This is a genomic window from Enterobacter sp. 50588862 (assembly GCF_001462935.1).
Lineage (GTDB): Bacteria > Pseudomonadota > Gammaproteobacteria > Enterobacterales > Enterobacteriaceae > Enterobacter > Enterobacter bugandensis.
Map to the genome: position 1 here is coordinate 350,517 of NZ_LNHM01000007.1, position 19,341 is coordinate 369,857.

Sequence of the window (19,341 nt, forward strand, 5' to 3'; positions counted from 1 at the left end):
TTCCTTAACTGTAAAAACTTTGCGCCAGCGAGCTGACCAGCAGCTGCCAGCCGTCGACCAGCACAAAAAGCATGATCTTAAAGGGCAGGGCAATGGTGGCGGGCGGCACCATCATCATCCCGAGCGCCATCAGGACGCTGGCGATCACCAGGTCGATAATCAGAAACGGGATAAAGATGGTAAAGCCAATCTGGAACGCGGTTTTCAGCTCGCTGGTGACATAGGCGGGCAGCAGAATGCGCATCGGTACCGCTTCCGGGCCCTGCAGCTCGCCGGTGTTGGACAGGCGGGCGAAGAGGGCCAGGTCCGCCTCGCGCGTCTGGCGCAGCATAAATTCCCGCAGCGGCTGGGCGCCTTTTTCCAGCGCCTCCTGCATCGAAATTTTGTCTTCGCTGAACGGCTGGTAGGCGTCGGTATAAATCTTATCGATCACCGGCGACATGATGAAAAAGGTCAAAAACAGCGCCAGCCCCAGAAGCACCTGGTTTGGCGGCGCCGAAGGGGTGCCCAGCGCGTTTCGCAGCAGACCAAAAACGATGATGATGCGGGTAAAGCTGGTCATCATCAGCAGAATGGCCGGAATAAAGGTCAGCGAGGTGATGAAGACCAGCGTCTGAACCGGGAGCGACCAGCTCTGGCCGCCACCCGCAATCGGCGTGGAGACCAGACCGGGCAGCTGCGCATAAACCGCAGGAGCAAACAGGCCAACGCCCGCAAGCGTCAGGGATAACAAACGGCGCATCAGGTTCTCCCGGAACGCTTAAGCAAACTCTTCATGACGGACTGAAAATCCGCAGGGGCTTGTGCGCGCTCGTCCACCGTGACCGGGGCGGGCGGCAGTTTATGTAATACGTTGATGTTTGAGCCGGTTACGCCCAGAACCAGACGCGCATCTTCCACATCGACGATAACCACGCGTTCGCGCGGCCCAAGCGTCGTGCTGGCGCTGACCTTCAGGCCGCGGGTGCCGGCAGTTTTACCCGCCAGGCCAAAACGCTTTGCCAGCCAGGCGGCGATAAGAATAAAGGCAATAATACCGAACAGCGCCCCGCTCACCTGGAGCAGCGGGGAGCCGGGAACGGCGGAAGGCTGTGATATTGTTGCCTGGGTTTTCATGCTTAACGGCTCAGACGACGCATGCGTTCAGACGGGGTGATGATGTCGGTGATGCGCACGCCGTATTTATCGGCAACCACCACCACTTCACCCTGGGCAATCAGATAACCGTTGATCAGAATATCCAGCGGCTCGCCGGCCAGGCCGTCAAGGGCCACAACTGAACCCTGCGTGAGGCGCAGCAGCTCTTTAATGGTCATCCGGGTGCGTCCCAGTTCAACGGTCAGCTTAACCGGGATGTCCATAATCAGGTCGATGTCCTGCAGCGTGCCGCTGACGTCGCCGCCGCCTAACTGCTGGAATACCGCGTCCGCCGCGCTTTTTGTCGGAGTCGTTTTTTGCTCGTTTAACGCGTCAGCCCACAGATCGTCCAGTGCTCCGCTGTTTTCATCGGACGGATTGTTCATGTCACTCATTTGGGCTGTTCCTCATTCAGCGAATTCAAAATCGGGTTGATCAAGTGCTCAACGCGTAACGCATACTGACCGTTAATCGTGCCGTACTGGCTTGTAAGTACGGGGACACCATCTACGTGGGCAATAATGCGGTCGGGTTTGTCTATCGGCAAAACGTCGCCGGGTTGTAATTTCAGGATCTGGGATAACCGCATCGAAATGTCGGCGAAGTTCGCCACCAGCTCCAGCTGCGAGTGCTGCACCTGGCGCACCAGGTTTTCGCGCCAGTTCTGATCTTCGTTGCGTGAGTTCTCCAGCGGCGGGTTAACCAGCAGCTCGCGCAGCGGTTCAATCATGCTGAACGGCAGGCAGATGTTGAACTCACCGGTCAGGTTACCGATCTCCACGTGGAACGGCGTATTGACGACGATATCGTTCGGGGAGGTGGTGATATTGGTAAATTTCACCTGCATCTCAGAACGGACGTACTCCACTTCCAGCGGGTTAATCGCTTTCCACGCGTCGCTGTAGGATTCCAGCGCCAGCTTCAGCATGCGGTTAATGACGCGCTGCTCGGTGTGGGTAAATTCACGACCTTCCACTTTGGTCGGAAAACGCCCGTCGCCGCCGAACAGGTTATCCACCGCGATGAACACCAGGCTTGGGGAAAACACCACCAGACCGGTGCCGCGCAGCGGCTTCAGATGAATCAGGTTAAGGTTGGTTGGCACCGGCAGGTTGCGGGCAAACTCATGATACGGCTGGATGCGGATCGCACCGACCGTGATATCCGGGCTACGACGCAGCAGGTTAAACAGCCCCATACGGAACTGACGTGCAAAACGTTCGTTAATGATCTCCAGCGCCTGCAGACGTTCACGTACCACGCGACGCTGGGTATTGGGATCGTAAGGACGAATATTATCGTCGCCGGTGAGACCCGGTTGCGGGTCGTCACTCTTATCGCTGTCGCCGTTAAGCAGCGCGTCGATTTCTGCCTGAGAAAGAATACTGTCGCCCATGTCGTTACCGCAGAATAAAGGCTGTGTACAGAACGTCAGTGACTTCCTGCTTAGGTTGACCGTTTACCAGCGGGGTGGCCAGCGTCTGCTTGATGGCATCGACCAGCTTTTGCTTACCCACGTCGGTAGCCAGCGCGGAGGCGTCCTGACGAGAAAACAGCAGGAGAAGGCGGCTACGCACTTCCGGCAGATAATCGTTCAGGCGCGCGCGGGTTGCTTCGTCCTTCAGGCGCAGCGTAATACCGACATACAGCACGCGATCCGCATCACCGAGGTTAACGGTGAAGGTGTCCAGAGGGAAAAAGACCGGCGCCGGCGGTGGGGCAGGTTCGGCTTTGGCCGCAGCGGTTGAAGGTTCCTGCTGCATACGCCAGTAACTATAGCCCGCGGTAGCGCAGGCGGCGAGCGTGATCAACACCAGCAGCGGGATCCAGATGGAACGCTTGCTTTTTTTGGTGATAGCGGAGTCTGTCATCTGATACGAGCTTCCTGTTTCGGTACAGCTTAATAAGGTGATTATCCCGTGTCCTGCCGTCGTCAAAGCGTGGAAAAGACGGGGATAATCACGCTACCTCTGGCGTTTAGGCGAAGATGTCTACGGCACCGTTACCGCGCGCCGCGGATTGCAGGGCGGCAGGGGTCGGCAGGAGCTCATCGCTCTCTTCATTAAAACCGCCGTGCTGGCCCGGGCGTGAAGCATGGTGCTGCTGGGATGAAGACTGTTGTTGCCCGGCAAAGCTCTCGCTGCTGACGCTGCTTTGAGAAAGCTGAATGCCGTTTTCCGCCAGCGAGGTCCGCAGGACCGGCAGCGCGGCTTCCAGCGCCGCGCGCACGTGACTGTGCGCAGAGACCATCTGCAGCTGTGCCTGGTTATCGTCCAGCTTGAGCGAGATTTGCACCTGGCCCAGATCTTCCGGGTGCAGGCGCAGCTCCGCCGTCTGCTGGCCCTGCTTAGTGAACAGGGTGATGTGCTGGCTCAGGGACTGCTGCCATTCATGTGTGCCCAGAGGCTGGCTTAGCACCGGGGCGGTGGCAACGGTAGCGGCAGGCTGGCTGGCCGCATGGCTGGAGATAATCGGCGCCAGGGTAGCGGTCGGCGAAGATGACGAAGAGGCGCTGGCGAAGTCCTGCTTCTCAGCGGCTGCGGCCACGACCGGTGTGGCTGGCGCGTTGGCGGCGAGATCCGGACCGTTGTTCTTCGCCTGGCTCTGATAGGACGCAGAAAGCGGCGCTTTATCATGGCTTCCCGCTGGCGCGTTCAGGGACGGCGGCTGTCCCGCACCGTTTTGCGAAAGCGTTGCTGAACTCAGCGCCGAGGTGGCGTGAACGCCGTCGCTGCCTGCCGCACGAGAGGTGGTCGTCTGCTGGTGCGGCAGCATCGCCATCAGCGCGCTTAGCCCCGCCAGCTCTTCTTCGCTCAGCTCGGTTTTAGCGTCATCTTTACCGTTGGCCGCGGTGAGCGTCTTAAGCGCGTCGCCCTTTGACAGCGGTACCAGCCCGGAGACCAACGTTTCAAGCGGCGCGGACTCCGACGTTTCAACGCCATTCAACGCAGGCTGACGCGAGAGCAGGTCGGCAATTTTGGCCTGCAGAGCGGTATCGCCTTTGGCCTCCTGCGCGACTTTCGACAGCTTGCTGCCGGCGGCTTTCAGATCCGCCAGGGTGAGCGGCGCATCGTTGCCCTTGCCCGTTGCATCCGTCAGGGCGCCCGCCAGCAGGGAGAGAAAGTCCTGTGCACCCTCGGTGCCTTTCCCTGTTTGCATCCCGCCTGACGGGTCGCTGTCGCTCATCAGCAGTTGTTGCAGTGTGATCATTCCGGTTTCCTCATTGATGCGCGCTGGGCAAACTCATCCATTTTCTTCTGGTCCAGGCGGTTTTCCGCCAGGGTCGAGGCTGCAATCTGCCGGTCCTGTAAGGTCTGCCAGGCCTGCAGCCGCTGTTTTTTCTCGCGCCAGAAATTCAGCGCGGTATCGACTTTTTGGGTCCACTGGTTTAGCTGCTGGCGGTGCTGCTCTATCGCCTTCTCGAGCGTCTGGATAAACTGCTGATAGTTAATCCAGCGCTGGCTGCCAATGCCCTGCGTCATATCGGTATTGAGGTTGGTGCGATATTCATGCTGATAGTCGATTAACATCTTCAACTGTTCTTCAGCCTGCTGGCACCCGCGTCGCATTGCGCCAAGCTGCAATGCGGCATCATCAACTTCTTTTTCAGCCAGATCTTTCAGCGTTGATAACGCGCTGTTTTGCGCCATGACCTTCGCCCTCCACCTGTGTTACACCTGCGGGAAAATCAGCTCCAGCGCCTGGATTGAATCTTCCCAGTCGGCACGCTCAAAAATGCCCTGTTGTAAAAACGCCTCCAGCTGCGGCCACAGGCTAATCGCCTTGTCGAGCATCGGGTCGCTGCCTTTGGCATACGCCCCCACGCTGACCAGATCGCGGTTGCGCTGGAAGCTGGAAAGCAGTTGTTTGAAGTTACGCACGCGGGCGTAGTGCTTCTCGGTAATCAATGCCGTCATCGCACGGCTGATGGACGCTTCAATATCAATCGCCGGGTAGTGCCCGGCTTCGGCCAGGCGGCGCGACAGCACGATATGGCCGTCCAGGATCGCGCGCGCGGAGTCGGCAATCGGGTCCTGCTGGTCGTCGCCCTCGGTCAGCACCGTATAGAACGCGGTGATGGAGCCGCCGCCGCTGATGCCGTTCCCCGCACGCTCTACCAGCGCCGGAAGTTTGGCGAAGACCGAAGGCGGATAGCCTTTGGTGGCCGGCGGCTCGCCGATGGCCAGCGCGATTTCACGCTGAGCCATCGCGTAGCGGGTGAGGGAGTCCATGATCAGAAGCACGTGCTTGCCGCGGTCACGAAAATCTTCGGCGATACGGGTGGCGTAGGCGGCACCCTGCATACGCAGCAGCGGCGACACGTCCGCCGGCGCGGCGATCACCACCGAGCGGGCGCGGCCTTCCGCACCCAGAATGTTTTCAATAAAGTCTTTTACTTCGCGACCACGCTCGCCGATCAGCCCCACGACGATCACGTCGGCCTGGGTATAGCGCGCCATCATGCCGAGCAGGACGGATTTCCCGACGCCGGAACCGGCGAACAGGCCCATGCGCTGTCCGCGCCCTACGGTGAGCAGGGCGTTAATCGGACGCACGCCGGTATCCAGCACGTGCTCAATAGGGGTACGCTGCAGGGGGTTGAACGGCTGGGTAATCAGCGCGCCGGTTTCGGTGGTGTCCGGCGCGGGCAGGCCATCCAGCGGCTTCCCGCTGCCGTCCAGCACGCGGCCGAGCAGGGCAGGGCCAAGCGGCAGCTGTTTCCCGCTTTGCAGCCCGTCGCCGCTGATGTTTTTCGCGTAAACGCGCGCGCCGGGCAGTATGCCTTCCACCTCTTCAAGCGGCATCAGGAACAGGCGCTGGCCGTTAAACCCGACCACTTCGCTTTCCACTTCACGCGTTTCCTGCCCATCCTGGCGCTCAATGACGCAGGTCGCACCCAGAGGAAGCTGCAGGCCGGTGGCCTCCAGTACCAGACCGGTGGCGCGCGTCAGTCGCCCATAACGACGAACAGATGGCAGTTGCGCCATCTTCGTCTCAAAGTTGTCGAGCGTGGTGAGCCAGCGGGTAAGGCGTGCGGTCATCAGACGACTCCCGGTGCCGCCAGGCGACACAGTTCCTGCCAGCGGGTGGCGACGCTGGCATCCAGGTCGCCTTCATCGGCAGAGACTTTGCATCCGCCGTGGTGTAAGGATGGGTCGCCGCGCAGACGCCAGCCGTGCAGGCTAAGCGTTGCGCCCAGGCTCTCTTCAACGCGCTGCAGATCGTCCGGGTGGACGCGCAGCTGCGGTTTGCCGCTGAACAGCGGTTCCTGCTGAAGCAGACCCTGAATTTGTTTAATCAGCGCGGTGTTATCCACCACGGGCGTCTGGCCGATAACCTGACGCGCCGCCTCCAGCGCCATCTGCATCAGACGCGAGGCAATCACGCTGTCCAGCGCGTCCAGCGTGTGCTGGAACTCGCTGACCAGCTGCTGCATGCGGGCATGGATCGGCGCCTGCTGCTGGCGCGCCTGATCGATGCCGTGCTCTAACCCTTTCGCCAGGCCTTCCTGGTACCCCAGATCGTGCCCCTTCTGGCGGCCTTCGTTCAGACCGGCGTTATAGCCCTGCTCGTGCGCCTGCATTTGCAGCTGCGCCAGCATCTGCGCTTGCTGCTCCTCTTCGCTCAGCTCGGGCTGTTCAATGTCCGCGTCGGGTTCTGCGGGCGAGACCACCGCGGGCGTGAATTCGGCAAGGGGAGGGGCCAGATCGTCCGGCGTCCAGCGCTTCCACGACAGCTCATTAGACATAGGTGTCGTCTCCGCTGCCAATCACCATCTCGCCGGTTTCCGCCAGACGACGAACAATAAGCAGGATGGCTTTCTGTTCGTTTTCCACCTGAGACAGACGCACCGGGCCACGGTTGGCAAGGTCGTCGCGCAGGATATCGGCCGCACGCTGGGACATGTTGCGCAGGAACTTCTCGCGCAGCGGCTGTTCGGCGCCTTTGAGGGCGATAAGCAGCGACTCGGAATCCACTTCCTGGAGCAGGCGCTGGATGCTGCGGTCGTCCACTTCGACGAGGTTTTCGAACAGGAACATCTCGTCGATGATTTTCTGCGCCAGCTCGCCGTCGAATTCGCGACCGCCGAAATGACGGCTTCTTCCTGCTGCGTTTTCATCAGGTTGATAATTTCCGCCGCCGTTCTCACGCCGCCCATTTTGCTGCGCTTGAGGTTCTGGCCGTCGAGCAGGTTGTTTAGCACTTCGGTCAGCTCCGCCAGCGCGGCAGGCTGGACGCCGCCGAAGGTGGCGATACGCAGCATCACGTCGTGACGCAGGCGCTCTTCGAACAGGGCCAGAATATCGGCCGCCTGACCACGTTTGAGGTGAACCAGGATGGTGGCGATAATCTGCGGGTGCTCGTCGCGAATCAGGTCTGCGGCGCTCTGCGGCTCCATAAAGTTGAGCGTTTCGATACCGCTGGCGGTATCGCGGGTTTCCAGAATGTCTTCCAGCAGGCTGGCGGCACGCTCTTCGCCCAGCGCCTTGACCAGCACGGAGCGCAGGTAGTCGTTGGCGTTGACGTTCAGCGCGGCAAACTGTTCGGCTTCCTGTTCAAACTCTGACAGCACTTCGGTCAGCTGTTTGTTGGAGATTTGACGCACGTTGGCCATCGCCGCACTGAGAATTTGCACTTCTCGCTGGGAGAGGTGTTTAAACACCTCTGCCGCGCGATCTTCGCCAATGGTCATCAGCAGGATGACGCTTTTATCGGTGCCCGTAAGCGTATTACTCATGTTCGTTACCCATCCACTGGCGGATGACCAGCGCCACGACGCGCGGATCGTTATCTGACATTTCGCGAATGCGCTGGCTCATCACCTCAGCGCCCATGCGCTGGTTAGCACGACGCTGCTGCATCTGTTCATCTTTGCTGAGGCGAACTTCAACCGCTTCTTCCGTTTCCTGACGCGTATTCATCTGCTCGCGCGCCGCTTTTTCGGCTTCCGCACGACGCTGGAGCTGAGGACGAACGCCCTTACGCCACAGCAGCCACGCGACAATCAGCACCAGCAGCCAGCGGCCTGCGGACATCAGCTGGTCGATAAACGCCTGCTGTTGCCAGAACGGCAGTTCACCGCCGGTCTCTTCAACCGAGTTAAACGGAGAGTTCACCACGTTGAGGGTATCGCCGCGCTTCTCGGAGTAGCCCATCGCTTCGCGGGTCAGGTTCTCAATCTGCTTCATCTGCTCGGAGGTTAACGGCAACGGTTTGCCGTCCGGCAGGGTTTTGTAGTTCACCACCACCGCAACGGAAAGACGCTGAATATCGCCCACGTTCAGCTTAGTGTGGCGGATCGTCCGGTCCACTTCATAGTTCGTGGTTTCGTTACGGCTGCTGGAGCGCGGACCGGCGTTATTGGTCGTTGAGGTGGTCTGCTGATTATTTTGCTGACCGTTCTGCTGGTTGGCCGGCGGCGTGGAAATTGGCGCCGCGTTGGCCGGCGCTGGCTGGTTAGAGAGCGCGCCCGGCACGCCGCCAGGATAGGCCCCGCCGATCTGTTCGCTGGAGTTGATCTGGCGCGAACGCATGACCGCCTGAGCCGCATCGCCGTTCGGGCTGTACTGCTCTTCGGTTTGTTCTTTATTAGAGAAGTCAATCTGCGCGGTCACCTGGGCGTGCACGTTGCTGTTGCCCACCACCGGGCCGAGGATCGCTTCGATACGGCGCTGGAGACGGCTTTCAACGTCGGCGGCGTATTTCAGCTGCGCGTCGTTCAGGTCACGCCCGGCGGTATTGGATTGCGTCAGCAGGTGTCCGCTTTGATCCACCAGCGTCACGTTACCCGGCGGCAGGCCGGCGACGGCGCTGGAGACGAGATGCGTTACCGCGCTGATTTGCCCTTCGTCCAGCGCGCGGCCGGGCTCGAGGTTCACGGTAACGGAAGCTGAAGGGGATTTCTGTTCCCGAACAAATAAAGAGGGTTTAGGCATTGCCAGGTGCACGCGGGCACTCTTTACCGGGCCTAACGTTTCAATGGTGCGGGCCAGCTCGCCTTCCAGCGCACGCTGGTAGTTCACCTGCTCGCTGAACTGGCTGATGCCGAATTTTTCCTGGTCCAGCAGCTCAAAGCCGACCGCACCGCCCTTTGGCAGGCCCTGCTGTGCCAGGCGCAGACGCAGCTCGTGCACTTTATCCGCCGGTACCTCAAGCGCACCGCCATTATCGGCAAAGCGATACGGGATGTTCATCTGGGTAAGCTGGGTGACGATGGCGCCGCCATCCTGATCGGAAAGGTTGCTGTAGAGCGTGCGGTAATCAGGGCTTTTCGCCCACAGGACCATCGCTACAAGGATCGCAATTGCGGCAGCGCCTGCCACGATCAACGGGATTTTAGGATTCGCGCGAAGGCGGTTCATCCACTCGAGTGATTTATTTTGTGGCGCTGTCGATGCTGTTGCACTCATTGCGCACCTCTTAAATCCTGGTGGTTTACGTTATTCGTGTAGAGAAACAAAACTGACTCCCGGGTCGGCAAACACGACAAAAGTTCCATATTGATGGCCCTGCCATTATTTGACGATTCCGGATTTTCTATGCGTCAAATAACCTGGTTTTTTCACGCTATTTACCGCCATTATCTTATTGACAAGCTGTTAGTCTTGACCGCGTAAAAAACCATCCAGGGGAGAGTCATGGCTATACAGGGCATTGAAGGGGTCATCAGTCAGTTGCAGGCAACGGCGATGACGGCCCGTAATCAGAATGTGGCAGAACAGCAGCCGACCATCAGCTTTGCGGGGCAACTGCATGCCGCTCTTGACCGTATCAGCGATACCCAGACCGCTGCGCGTACGCAGGCGGAGAAGTTCACCCTCGGCGAGCCGGGCGTGGCGCTCAATGATGTGATGACCGATTTGCAAAAAGCCTCGGTTTCCCTGCAGATGGGGATCCAGGTGCGTAACAAACTGGTGTCGGCGTATCAGGAAGTGATGGGGATGCAGGTTTAAGCCCCCTCGATCTTCGCTGGTAGCCTCAGCGCTTTAATGCCACAATATTTTTTTCTTCGAATGCAGGAAAGATGATGAAAAAAATAGCAATTGCTGGCGCGCTGCTGGCACTGACCGGGTGCGTTCAGGTCGATAACTATAATGACGTGATCAAGCATCCCGTCCCGGCGAACCTGGCGGGATACTGGCAGTCGAAAGGGCCGCAGAGCAGTCTGGTCAGCCCTGAAGCGATTGCCACACTGGTGGTGACGGAAGAGGGCGATACGCTGGACTGCCGCCAGTGGCAGCGCGTGATTGCCGTACCGGGTAAGATCATGCTGCGTTCAGACAGCTATTACAACGTCACACGCAAGCTGGATATCTATCCGCTGGATCGCGACGGCGCTACGCTTGAATATGACGGGATGGAGCTGCAGAAGGTTGACCGACCAACGGTGGAATGTGCGGATTACCTGAGCAAGAATCCGCTGGAGAGTAAACTGCCCTAAGGGTAAAAGCAAAACGGCAACCCCGTTGCCGTTTTTGGTGTTTGCGCCCTCTCCCTGTGGGAGAGGGACGGGGTGAGGGCATCAGGCCGCACGTTTCCCGTTCTACAACGCATCCTCAATCACCCACACGCTGACGCTTCCCCCTTTACAGGTAAAGGTGCCTTCGCCATCCGCCGCGGTGGTGACCGTTTCTTCACGATTGCCGAGGAAATCACGCCACGTTTTGTTGCCGTAGTTTTCTCCCAGGCAAATCACCTTCTCGCCATCGTCGCCGTTCGACATCACCACCACGCAGCCGGGATCGTCTTCCGTGCCGCTGCGGCTGAAGGCGATGCAGTTAGGATGGTCAAAAAAGAGCGTCTGCACGCCGTGGGCAAAACGCTGGCGGGCGAGGATCAGCTCGTGAAGCTGCTCAATCACCGGCATATCAATATGGTACGTTTCACCGTCCCCTCCCGTATCGTCATAGCTTGCGCCGAACAGATCCGGATAAAATACGCTCGGCACGCCGTTTTCCCGCAGCAGGATCAGCGCGTACGCCAGCGGTTTAAACCAGGCTTCGACCGGGGCCTCCAGCGCCTGCAACGGCTGAGTGTCATGGTTAGCCACAAGGGTAACCGCATGAAACGGGTCGGCCTCCACCAGCGTACCGGTGAAGATCTGGCTCATGTCGTAATCTCGTCCCTGGCGCGACGCTTCGTGGAATTTCATCTGCAGGGGGGCATCAAACAGCATGGTTTTACCGTCGACCTGGTCAATATAGGCCTGAAGTTTATCCACCTCATGAGACCAGTATTCCGCCACGATAAACAACGGCTGTTCGGCGACTTCCTGAACGTGCTCAATCCACTCTTTGTAAAACCAGGCGGGAATATGCTTGACGGCGTCCAGACGAAAACCGTCGCAGCGGGTCTGTTCCATGACCCAGCGGGCCCAGTATTTGATCTCCTCGGTGACGGCGTGATTGCGAAAGTCGATGTTTTCGCCCATCAGGTAATCGAAGTTACCCATCTCATCATCAACCTGATCGTTCCAGCCTTCGCCGGTGTAGTCGTTGACGATTTTAAAGATCCCGTCTTCATCCGGGTTTTCAATATGGTCGACGCCGCTGAAGCACTTGTAATCCCAGATAAACTGCGAATATTGCCCGGCGCGGGCGGGGAAGGTGTAGCGAGTCCAGGCCTCACACTCGATGATTTCATCATCAATTTGTGTACGGTCCTGTTCGTTCACGCGCTGCACGCGGACAGGCTCTTTCTCATCTGCCCCCATTTTGTGGTTAACCACCACGTCCAGCAGGACGGCAATCTCGTTGCTTTTGAGGGCGTCGATGGCTTCCAGCAGCTGCGCTTTGTCACCGTATTTCGTGGCGATACTGCCTTTCTGGTCAAACTCGCCGAGGTCAAACAGATCGTAAGAGTCATAGCCAACCGAATACCCGCCGGAAGCCCCTTTATACGCGGGCGGCAGCCAGATCATGTTGATGCCGATTTCATTAAGATTGGGGGCTAACGCCGTGACTTCTCGCCACAATTCACCGCCAGCGGGGTAATACCAGTGAAAGCATTGTAACAGGGTGGGGTTTTTCATCGTCCGTGCTCCAGAAGCCATATGGCAGACTTCTGGAGTATGGATGAAGAAATCATAATTGTGTGTCGCGGGTAACACTTTCTGGATAAAGAATATTCCCTGACAGCTTTCCATAGGTAGAGGTGATGGATTGCTGTTTGCCGGTCTGATCGATGAGATTACGCAGTTCGTCCATCCGCACTTTCAGCAGCGCCTTTAACGTATTCTCATTGTCGAGGATCATCTCCAGCAGCGCACGCGCTTGCTCAACCTGAGCCGGGGGGCATGACATGATGGGCGTTTGCGAAATCCTTTCCACCAGTTGAACGTAATGCATTTCCTGCTCAATAAGCGCATCCCATTGACCAGAATGTGCGAGATTTAGCATAGCAATGCTCTGAGCATGTAACGCCTGCCAGTGGCTAAGCGCTGCGCTGGGATTATTCATCAAAATTATCCTGAAATAGAGGACGCATTGGGGCCGATTTGCTTCCACGCATCCGCAATGTTGTTTAATAAACCCTCGACTTCAACAATTGCGTCTACGTCATTACTGACGTTCGCCAGTAATAAACGTCGAACCATATATTCGTACAAGGAGGCAAGATTACTGGACAGCTCGCTCTCAACCTCCATGTTCAGTCCTGCTTTTAAACCGTTGTCGATGATGTTAATGGCTTTCGATAACGCTTCGCCTTTTTCACGAATTTGTCCGGCTTCCATGAACAAACGCGCGCGGACGAGGGCGCTATGCGCCCCGTCGAACAACATGACAATCAGCTGGTGTGGACTGGCATTCATAACTGCGCTTTCTACTCCTATCTGCTGATAGGATTGAACACCAGAGGTCTTATACATATCCACTCCTGAAGGCTACGACTATTTTTGTGAGAACTGTTGGGTCAGATAGTTGGCCGTACTGGTCATTTTGGTGACTAATACGTCCAGGCTGGTGAACTGCGCTTTGTAACGCGCCATGGTGGCATCAATAGAGGCTTCCATAGAGTCGTAACGTTCGCCCAGGGTTTTCAGCGTTTTGTTGATACCGTCTTTTGCGTTCTGGATCACGCCCGCGCTGCCGGTGCTGGTGCTGAGCATGGTGGTCAGCGTGTTGTTCATCTGGGTCGCCAGACCGGTTTTCTTTCCGTCACCGATAAAGTACTGCTGTACGGCGGTCGGGTTGTCGGTCAGCGCTTTTTTCAGCTTATCGGAATCCACTTTGAGGTTACCGACCGTACCGTCTGCACCTTTCACCGGATCCTGGGTAATCCCCAGCTGAGCCATGATCTGAACGGAGCCAGCCTGAACTTCGGTCAGCAGACCGCGCAGCTGAGACTGGATCCCGCGCACGTTTGCATCACCCACCAGCGCGCCGTTGCTGGTGGACTGGCTGCCAGAACCTGCGTCGACCGGCACATATTTGGTGAGGCTGTTAATAGTGGACTGCAGCGAGTTATACGCGGTTACCCAGTCCGTTACGGCTTTTTGGTTTGCGTCCGTAGCGCGCGTCACTTCCAGCATTTCGTCCGCTTTACTTTCTGCCTTCACGGTGAAGGTCATCCCCGGCAACGCATCGGAAATGGTGTTCGATTGACGCTCAATCTTGATGTCGTTCACAACGACAATCGCGTTCTGGGCCGCGGTATTTACCGCCAGCGCGCCGGTTTTGGCGGTTGAGTCGTAGCCGATTACGCTTTGCAGCTTGTCGTCCCCGGTGACGCTGATGGTCATCTCGCCATCCGTACCGGTGGTTTTCGAGGAGAGCATCAGGCGGTAATCGCCGTCTTTCGCCTTGATTACGCTGGCGGTGACGTTGCCGTTCGCTTTATTAATCGCGCTCGCGATCCCGGCAAGCGACGTATCGCCATCGGCAAGGTTCACCTCTAAAGGCGTTTTTGTCCCCGGCTGGGTAATCGTAATTTTACGCGTCGTGCCGGTCGTATCGCCCAGCAGCTCCGTGTTGGTGGCATAGGAGCCCGTCGTGAGCGCCTGTGCTTTTGCCACCTGGTTGACATTAACCACATAAGAGCCGACGGATGCGTCTGCGGTCGTGGTTGCCGTAAAGGCCGTGTTGGTGCTGCTTACGGCGGTTGAGTTCCATGTGGTCGCTTTACCCAGCGCAGCGGTCGCAGTCTGCAGCGAGGTCATGGCACTCTGCAGCTTGCCGTACGCGCTTAACTGTGCGTTATACGTTGATTGCTGGGTAGTAATCGTCGTCAGCTTGGTTCGTTCTGCTGCATCCAACTGATTATATAATTCCCCGAGTCCTGCAGAACCTATCCCGAGGTTACTGATAGTAGCCATGCATATTTTCCTTAAATACGAAAGTAGTTCAGGACTCTTATCGGCCTCGAATAGTAAAAGTTTACGATGGTGAGAAAAAAATAATCCAAAGAATAGGCATGTCCTGGCGCGTTAAATGAAACGATTGCACTTTGGGACGATTTTTAGTTCGTCAATAACACAGATAAGTGTGTGCCATTTTTGGCATATCCCGCGTAATAAAAAGCCGTAAATAATAACCTTATGATGAACCTTAATTGATTTTTAAAAAATAAAACCATTAATAATCATTGAGTTATAATTTTTTCGAAATTGATTCTAAAGTCTTTTCGGGACCCGTCGATAACCTTGTTGACGGTGAGAGACGCTGTGAGTGTTAGGCACCGGACCTAAAACCCAATTTTTGAAGGAAAGAAAATTATGGCAGTTATCAATACTAACCTGTTGTCCCTGACTACTCAGAACAACCTGAACAAATCTCAGTCTTCTCTGGGCACTGCTATTGAGCGTCTGTCTTCAGGTCTGCGTATCAACAGCGCGAAAGATGATGCCGCTGGCCAGGCGATTGCAAACCGCATGACCGCTCAGATCAAAGGCATGACTCAGGCAGCACGTAACGCCAACGACGGTATCTCCATGGCGCAGACTGCTGAAGGTTCCCTGAACGAAATCAACAACAACCTGCAGCGCGTTCGTGAACTGGCTGTTCAGGCAAGCAACGGCACCAACAGCACCTCTGACCTGGCTTCTCTGCAGGATGAAGTTACCGCTCGTCTGGCTGAAATCAACCGTGTTGCCAGCAAAACTGACTTCAACGGCATCAAACTGCTGGACGGTTCTGCAGGTACTGCTGGCGTGGTTAAAATTCAGGTTGGCGTGAACGACGGCGACACCATCGATCTGGACCTGAGCGGTGCTAAAGCTGACACCACGACTCTGGGCGTGAACGCTATCGACCTGAAAGCAATGACTGCGACCGATCTGGACACCATTGACAAAGCTATCGCTAAAGTTGATACCGCTCGTTCCGGTCTGGGTGCTGTGCAGAACCGCTTCACTTCTGCAATCAACAACCTGAACAACACCTCTAACAACCTGTCTGCTGCTCAGTCCCGTATCCAGGACGCTGACTACGCAACTGAAGTTTCCAACATGTCTCGCGCGCAGATCCTGCAGCAGGCTGGTACTTCTGTTCTGTCCCAGGCAAACCAGGTTCCACAGACCGTTCTGTCTCTGCTGCGTTAATTTTACGCATCAAACCCCGCTTCGGCGGGGTTTTTTTGTCTCTGAATTTTGAGGATCCGCCCGTGAAACAGATCGTTATTACCCAGCCTAAACTGGTCGCAGATTTTTCCTGTGTCGGTGGGGAATGCCGTGAACATTGTTGTCAGGGCTGGACCATCGCGTTTGATAAATCCTCCGTTAACCGCTATCTGAACAGTAAAAATGCCGCCATTCGTCACACTGCGAAAACGGCGATAAAAGTCACAAAAAAACAGTACGGCAACTGGGGCGAAGTGATTTTCCATACGGAAAGTAAAAACTGCCCGTTTATGGATACGGAAAAGCTCTGTTCTATTCATAGCGCCATGGGCGCTCAGGCCTTAAGCCCGACCTGTTCGACGTTCCCGCGGACAAACCGGGTCTATAAAAATGAAATTGAAAAATCACTTAATCTCTCGTGTCCGGAAGTCACTCGACTGCTGTTGAATGATCGGGCATCGATGTCGATGATGGAATCCATCAGCGTTCAGCAGGACGTGAATAATGCGCCAGCGATGGATTTGAAGATTAAGGTCATCAATCTCTTCTGCCAGAACCTCTTCAGCGTTGAAGCGGTGAGCGTTGAAGAACAAGTTTATGCCGTGGTTAAATTCCTCATGGTGGCTGAAAAGCTCGAAAACCTGGAAGAGAATATCAGCACGCTCGAAACGGTTTATTATTCGCTGGTGAACGAGCTGGTGAGCGGTAAAATCAAGACGGAGTTAGGCGGGTTTAATCAGAACTACAGCCTGAAATTCGCGTTAATCTCGCTCATCCAAAGCTACTTTACGAAGAAAGCGACGGCCCGCGGTGGCGCCGTATTAAACCGTTATTTTGATCAGCTTTATAAACAGTTTGAATCTGTCGATGACACCGTTTCGGCAGAAAAGGTCATGGAAAACATCGAGTCCGTCTGGCGCGATGTGGCGGGCGGTTACATAGCGGCAAACGATCACCTGTTTAAGAACTTTTTTAAATACAAGCTCTGGGAGCAGGGCTTCCCGCAGAGCAATGGCCGCAGCATGCTGAATAATCTTTATTTAATCGTTGCGGAGTTCTATTTTCTCAAATCGCTGCTTGCCGGTCAGGCCATCGCGGCGGGGAAAATTGAACAAGACAATATTATTGACGTTATTTACAGCTTCCACTCACTGAGCCAGCATAATCAGGAAGCCGGAAAGCTCTTTCATCAACATATAGATAGCGTCAAATTGGGCGATGATCTTTCATTGTTACAACTGTTAATTTAGTCAGAAAAGTTGCCCCTGCTGCGGGCAACCTCAGAATAACCTCACTTTATCCCCCTTTTTCATCCAATTGAACGCCCTGCAGAATCGGATAATCATGCCGATAACTCAACTAACGCAGGGCTGTTTATCGTGAATTCACTCTATACCGCTGAAGGTGTAATGGATAAACACTCGCTGTGGCAGCGTTATGTCCCGCTGGTGCGTCACGAAGCATTGCGCCTCCAGGTGCGTTTGCCGGCGAGCGTGGAACTTGACGATCTGCTACAGGCGGGCGGTATCGGGTTATTGAATGCAGTTGACCGATACGACGCTCTGCAAGGAACGGCATTTACGACTTACGCAGTTCAGCGTATTCGTGGTGCGATGCTGGACGAGCTGCGCAGCCGCGACTGGGTGCCGCGCAGCGTTCGCCGCAACGCGCGCGAAGTGGCGCATGCGATGGGGCAGCTGGAACAGGAACTGGGACGCAACGCAACGGAAACCGAAGTGGCGGAACGTCTTGGCATTGCTGTTGAAGAGTATCGTCAGATGTTGCTCGATACCAATAATAGCCAACTCTTCTCCTATGACGAGTGGCGCGAAGAGCATGGCGATAGCATCGAGCTGGTGACGGACGAGCACCAGCAGGAAAACCCGTTACACCATTTAATGGAAGGGAATTTACGCCAGCGCGTAATGGAAGCGATTGAAGCTCTGCCCGAGCGCGAACAGCTGGTGTTGACCCTTTATTACCAGGAAGAGCTTAATCTCAAAGAGATTGGCGCGGTTCTGGAGGTGGGGGAGTCGCGGGTTAGCCAGCTGCACAGCCAGGCCATTAAACGCTTACGAACCAAACTGGGTAAGTTATAGGTGATCCAATCACCCGAAAAATGCCGCACAACGTATTGACAACCAGGAGTTATCATGACGGTGCAGCAATCTAAAAGACGGCCTTTAAGCCGCTACCTGAAAGACTTTAAACACAGCCAGACGCATTGCGCCCACTGTAACAAATTACTCGATCGTATCACGCTGGTTCGCCGCGGCGAGATCGTGAATAAAATCGCTATCTCTCGCCTCGACACGTTAATGGATGAAGCCGCGTGGCTCGAAGAGCAAAAAGAGTGGGTGGCGCTTTGCCGTTTCTGTGGCGATCTCCACTGCAAAGAGCAAAGCGACTTCTTCGATATCATCGGCTTCAAACAATTCCTGTTTGAACAAACGGAGATGAGCCACGGCACCGTGCGCGAATATGTGGTTCGCCTGCGCCGTCTTGGGCAGCATCTGAGCGTTAACAATATATCTCGCGATCTGCTGAAGACCGGTTACCTGGAAGAAAATCTGGAGCCGTGGCTGCCTGCAACCAGCACCAACAACTACCGTATTGCGCTGCGCAAGTATGCGCAATATAAGGTGCAAATGCCGGGTTCCGTGAAGCAGAAAGCGCTCGCCGGAACAACTTCTGATATATATTAAAAAAGAATAAGATGTAGCGCAGTCGCCTTTGACGTTGCAGGCGATTTCTCTACACTACGTAAAAATTCCACTATATCGGGGTATTTATGAAATTTGCACTTCTGGGTCGTCAGGCGCTGATGGGTGTTATGGCTGTCGCGCTGGTTGCGGGCATGAGCGTGAAAACGTTCGCTGCAGAAAACCTGCTGAATAAAGTAAAAGAGCGCGGTACGCTGCTGGTCGGGCTGGAAGGAACCTATCCTCCGTTCAGCTTCCAGGGCGATGACGGCAAGCTGACCGGTTTTGAAGTGGAATTTGCAGAAGAACTGGCGAAGCACCTCGGCGTTAAAGCCTCCCTGAAACCGACCAAATGGGACGGTATGCTGGCCTCGCTGGATTCAAAACGCATTGACGTGGTGATTAACCAGGTGACCATTTCTGACGAGCGTAAGAAGAAGTATGACTTCTCCACGCCGTACACCGTGTCCGGTATTCAGGCGCTGGTGAAGAAAGGCAACGAAGGCTCCATTAAATCCGCTGCCGATCTGAAAGGCAAAAAAGTCGGCGTCGGTCTGGGAACTAACTACGAAGAGTGGCTGCGCCAGAACGTTCAGGGCGTGGACATCCGCACCTATGATGATGACCCGACGAAATATCAGGACCTGCGCGTAGGCCGTATCGACGCCATTCTGGTTGACCGTCTGGCCGCTTTGGATCTGGTGAAGAAAACCAATAATACCCTGGCAGTAGCGGGTGATGCGTTCTCTCGTCAGGAATCCGGCGTGGCCGTCCGTAAAGGCAACGAGGATCTGGTGAAAGCCATTGATTCCGCGATTGCTGACATGCAGAAAGACGGCAGCCTGAAGGCGCTGTCTGAGAAGTGGTTCGGAGCAGACGTCACCAAATAAGTCGGTGACCTGGAAAAAGGCGCTTTTAAAAGCGCCTTTTTTATTTCTTACGCGT

General features: G+C 55.9%; 21 protein-coding genes and 1 pseudogene. 7 read left to right on the plus strand and 15 right to left on the minus strand.

Going from position 1 to position 19,341, the window contains the following annotated elements; genetic code table 11:
• Window positions 1-4 precede the first annotated feature (4 nt).
• The 11 genes and pseudogenes from fliP to fliF form a co-directional block, all read right to left on the minus strand.
• Entirely contained in the window at window positions 5-742 is a 738-nt protein-coding gene (gene fliP, locus APT89_RS02070) for a flagellar type III secretion system pore protein FliP (RefSeq protein WP_028013705.1), read from the minus strand.
• Window positions 742-1,116, minus strand: coding sequence for a flagellar biosynthetic protein FliO (gene fliO, locus APT89_RS02075; RefSeq protein WP_045260352.1), 375 nt, complete (start codon window positions 1,114-1,116; stop codon window positions 742-744). Before fliO ends, fliP begins: the two co-directional genes overlap by 1 nt.
• 2 nt (window positions 1,117-1,118) lie before the next feature.
• Window positions 1,119-1,532 (minus strand): flagellar motor switch protein FliN, encoded by a 414-nt coding sequence (fliN, locus tag APT89_RS02080; RefSeq protein ID WP_003859592.1) that lies wholly within the window; start codon window positions 1,530-1,532, stop codon window positions 1,119-1,121.
• On the minus strand, window positions 1,529-2,533 hold the full coding sequence (gene fliM / locus APT89_RS02085) for a flagellar motor switch protein FliM (protein ID WP_028013703.1): 1,005 nt from the start codon (window positions 2,531-2,533) through the stop codon (window positions 1,529-1,531). Before fliM ends, fliN begins: the two co-directional genes overlap by 4 nt.
• A 4-nt stretch (window positions 2,534-2,537) precedes the next feature.
• A complete protein-coding gene (gene fliL / locus APT89_RS02090) occupies window positions 2,538-3,008 on the minus strand; it encodes a flagellar basal body-associated protein FliL (protein ID WP_021241388.1) in 471 nt (156 codons plus the stop codon).
• Between the two features lie 106 nt (window positions 3,009-3,114).
• Entirely contained in the window at window positions 3,115-4,347 is a 1,233-nt protein-coding gene (gene fliK / locus APT89_RS02095; protein WP_060571689.1) for a flagellar hook length control protein FliK, read from the minus strand.
• A complete protein-coding gene (gene fliJ / locus APT89_RS02100) occupies window positions 4,344-4,787 on the minus strand; it encodes a flagellar export protein FliJ (protein WP_006811155.1) in 444 nt (147 codons plus the stop codon). Before fliJ ends, fliK begins: the two co-directional genes overlap by 4 nt.
• Before the next feature lie 21 nt (window positions 4,788-4,808).
• Window positions 4,809-6,179 (minus strand): flagellar protein export ATPase FliI, encoded by a 1,371-nt coding sequence (gene fliI / locus APT89_RS02105; RefSeq protein ID WP_023330814.1) that lies wholly within the window; start codon window positions 6,177-6,179, stop codon window positions 4,809-4,811.
• Entirely contained in the window at window positions 6,179-6,886 is a 708-nt protein-coding gene (fliH, locus tag APT89_RS02110) for a flagellar assembly protein FliH (protein ID WP_060571690.1), read from the minus strand. The genes fliI and fliH overlap by 1 nt, the downstream gene beginning before the upstream one ends.
• Window positions 6,879-7,876, minus strand: a pseudogene (gene fliG, locus APT89_RS02115) (flagellar motor switch protein FliG). The gene fliH and the pseudogene fliG overlap by 8 nt, the downstream one beginning before the upstream one ends.
• Window positions 7,869-9,548, minus strand: coding sequence for a flagellar basal-body MS-ring/collar protein FliF (fliF, locus tag APT89_RS02120; RefSeq protein WP_060571691.1), 1,680 nt, complete (start codon window positions 9,546-9,548; stop codon window positions 7,869-7,871). The pseudogene fliG and the gene fliF overlap by 8 nt, the downstream one beginning before the upstream one ends.
• Before the next feature lie 228 nt (window positions 9,549-9,776).
• On the opposite strand from fliF, the gene fliE reads away from it, so the two are divergent.
• Entirely contained in the window at window positions 9,777-10,091 is a 315-nt protein-coding gene (gene fliE, locus APT89_RS02125; RefSeq protein WP_013097729.1) for a flagellar hook-basal body complex protein FliE, read from the plus strand.
• A gap of 74 nt (window positions 10,092-10,165) precedes the next feature.
• Window positions 10,166-10,579 carry a lipoprotein YedD gene (yedD, locus tag APT89_RS02130; protein WP_045260349.1) on the plus strand — a complete coding sequence of 138 codons (414 nt, stop codon included), beginning with the start codon at window positions 10,166-10,168 and terminating at the stop codon, window positions 10,577-10,579.
• Window positions 10,580-10,681: 102 nt separating this feature from the next.
• Here yedD and amyA read toward each other — a convergent pair whose 3' ends face one another.
• From amyA to fliD, 4 genes are read right to left on the minus strand one after another with little or no spacing between them, the layout of a single operon-like run.
• A complete protein-coding gene (gene amyA / locus APT89_RS02135; RefSeq protein ID WP_047367839.1) occupies window positions 10,682-12,169 on the minus strand; it encodes an alpha-amylase in 1,488 nt (495 codons plus the stop codon).
• A gap of 52 nt (window positions 12,170-12,221) precedes the next feature.
• Window positions 12,222-12,596: a flagella biosynthesis regulatory protein FliT gene (gene fliT / locus APT89_RS02140; RefSeq protein WP_045260347.1), complete on the minus strand. Its 375-nt coding sequence runs from the start codon at window positions 12,594-12,596 to the stop codon at window positions 12,222-12,224.
• Between the two features lie 5 nt (window positions 12,597-12,601).
• A complete protein-coding gene (fliS, locus tag APT89_RS02145) occupies window positions 12,602-13,006 on the minus strand; it encodes a flagellar export chaperone FliS (protein WP_045260346.1) in 405 nt (134 codons plus the stop codon).
• A 21-nt stretch (window positions 13,007-13,027) separates the two neighbouring features.
• Window positions 13,028-14,452: a flagellar filament capping protein FliD gene (gene fliD, locus APT89_RS02150; RefSeq protein ID WP_045631645.1), complete on the minus strand. Its 1,425-nt coding sequence runs from the start codon at window positions 14,450-14,452 to the stop codon at window positions 13,028-13,030.
• Between the two features lie 399 nt (window positions 14,453-14,851).
• Between fliD and APT89_RS02155 the strand changes: the two genes are divergently transcribed.
• The 5 genes from APT89_RS02155 to tcyJ all read left to right on the plus strand — a co-directional run bounded on the left by APT89_RS02155 (window position 14,852) and on the right by tcyJ (window position 19,286).
• Window positions 14,852-15,676: a flagellin N-terminal helical domain-containing protein gene (locus APT89_RS02155; RefSeq protein WP_047362882.1), complete on the plus strand. Its 825-nt coding sequence runs from the start codon at window positions 14,852-14,854 to the stop codon at window positions 15,674-15,676.
• A 62-nt stretch (window positions 15,677-15,738) separates the two neighbouring features.
• Window positions 15,739-16,944: a flagellin lysine-N-methylase gene (gene fliB, locus APT89_RS02160; RefSeq protein ID WP_045631536.1), complete on the plus strand. Its 1,206-nt coding sequence runs from the start codon at window positions 15,739-15,741 to the stop codon at window positions 16,942-16,944.
• 129 nt (window positions 16,945-17,073) lie between these two features.
• Window positions 17,074-17,793: an RNA polymerase sigma factor FliA gene (locus APT89_RS02165; protein WP_014170714.1), complete on the plus strand. Its 720-nt coding sequence runs from the start codon at window positions 17,074-17,076 to the stop codon at window positions 17,791-17,793.
• A gap of 54 nt (window positions 17,794-17,847) precedes the next feature.
• Window positions 17,848-18,399, plus strand: coding sequence for a flagella biosynthesis regulatory protein FliZ (fliZ, locus tag APT89_RS02170; protein WP_060571692.1), 552 nt, complete (start codon window positions 17,848-17,850; stop codon window positions 18,397-18,399).
• Between the two features lie 86 nt (window positions 18,400-18,485).
• Entirely contained in the window at window positions 18,486-19,286 is an 801-nt protein-coding gene (tcyJ, locus tag APT89_RS02175; RefSeq protein WP_028013679.1) for a cystine ABC transporter substrate-binding protein, read from the plus strand.
• Window positions 19,287-19,341 lie beyond the last annotated feature (55 nt).

What these genes read in the sequence shown, in the direction of transcription:
- fliF (WP_060571691.1), bottom strand. Translation starts at nt 9,548, where the DNA reads ATGAGTGCAACAGCATCGACAGCGCCACAAAATAAATCACTCGAGTGG.
- fliN (WP_003859592.1), bottom strand. Translation starts at nt 1,532, where the DNA reads ATGAGTGACATGAACAATCCGTCCGATGAAAACAGCGGAGCACTGGAC.
- fliM (WP_028013703.1), bottom strand. Translation starts at nt 2,533, where the DNA reads ATGGGCGACAGTATTCTTTCTCAGGCAGAAATCGACGCGCTGCTTAAC.
- fliT (WP_045260347.1), bottom strand. Translation starts at nt 12,596, where the DNA reads ATGAATAATCCCAGCGCAGCGCTTAGCCACTGGCAGGCGTTACATGCT.
- fliS (WP_045260346.1), bottom strand. Translation starts at nt 13,006, where the DNA reads ATGTATAAGACCTCTGGTGTTCAATCCTATCAGCAGATAGGAGTAGAA.
- fliJ (WP_006811155.1), bottom strand. Translation starts at nt 4,787, where the DNA reads ATGGCGCAAAACAGCGCGTTATCAACGCTGAAAGATCTGGCTGAAAAA.
- tcyJ (WP_028013679.1), top strand. Translation starts at nt 18,486, where the DNA reads ATGAAATTTGCACTTCTGGGTCGTCAGGCGCTGATGGGTGTTATGGCT.
- fliP (WP_028013705.1), bottom strand. Translation starts at nt 742, where the DNA reads ATGCGCCGTTTGTTATCCCTGACGCTTGCGGGCGTTGGCCTGTTTGCT.
- fliL (WP_021241388.1), bottom strand. Translation starts at nt 3,008, where the DNA reads ATGACAGACTCCGCTATCACCAAAAAAAGCAAGCGTTCCATCTGGATC.
- fliI (WP_023330814.1), bottom strand. Translation starts at nt 6,179, where the DNA reads ATGACCGCACGCCTTACCCGCTGGCTCACCACGCTCGACAACTTTGAG.
- fliD (WP_045631645.1), bottom strand. Translation starts at nt 14,452, where the DNA reads ATGGCTACTATCAGTAACCTCGGGATAGGTTCTGCAGGACTCGGGGAA.
- fliH (WP_060571690.1), bottom strand. Translation starts at nt 6,886, where the DNA reads ATGTCTAATGAGCTGTCGTGGAAGCGCTGGACGCCGGACGATCTGGCC.
- fliZ (WP_060571692.1), top strand. Translation starts at nt 17,848, where the DNA reads ATGACGGTGCAGCAATCTAAAAGACGGCCTTTAAGCCGCTACCTGAAA.
- fliK (WP_060571689.1), bottom strand. Translation starts at nt 4,347, where the DNA reads ATGATCACACTGCAACAACTGCTGATGAGCGACAGCGACCCGTCAGGC.
- APT89_RS02155 (WP_047362882.1), top strand. Translation starts at nt 14,852, where the DNA reads ATGGCAGTTATCAATACTAACCTGTTGTCCCTGACTACTCAGAACAAC.
- amyA (WP_047367839.1), bottom strand. Translation starts at nt 12,169, where the DNA reads ATGAAAAACCCCACCCTGTTACAATGCTTTCACTGGTATTACCCCGCT.
- fliO (WP_045260352.1), bottom strand. Translation starts at nt 1,116, where the DNA reads ATGAAAACCCAGGCAACAATATCACAGCCTTCCGCCGTTCCCGGCTCC.
- fliE (WP_013097729.1), top strand. Translation starts at nt 9,777, where the DNA reads ATGGCTATACAGGGCATTGAAGGGGTCATCAGTCAGTTGCAGGCAACG.
- yedD (WP_045260349.1), top strand. Translation starts at nt 10,166, where the DNA reads ATGAAAAAAATAGCAATTGCTGGCGCGCTGCTGGCACTGACCGGGTGC.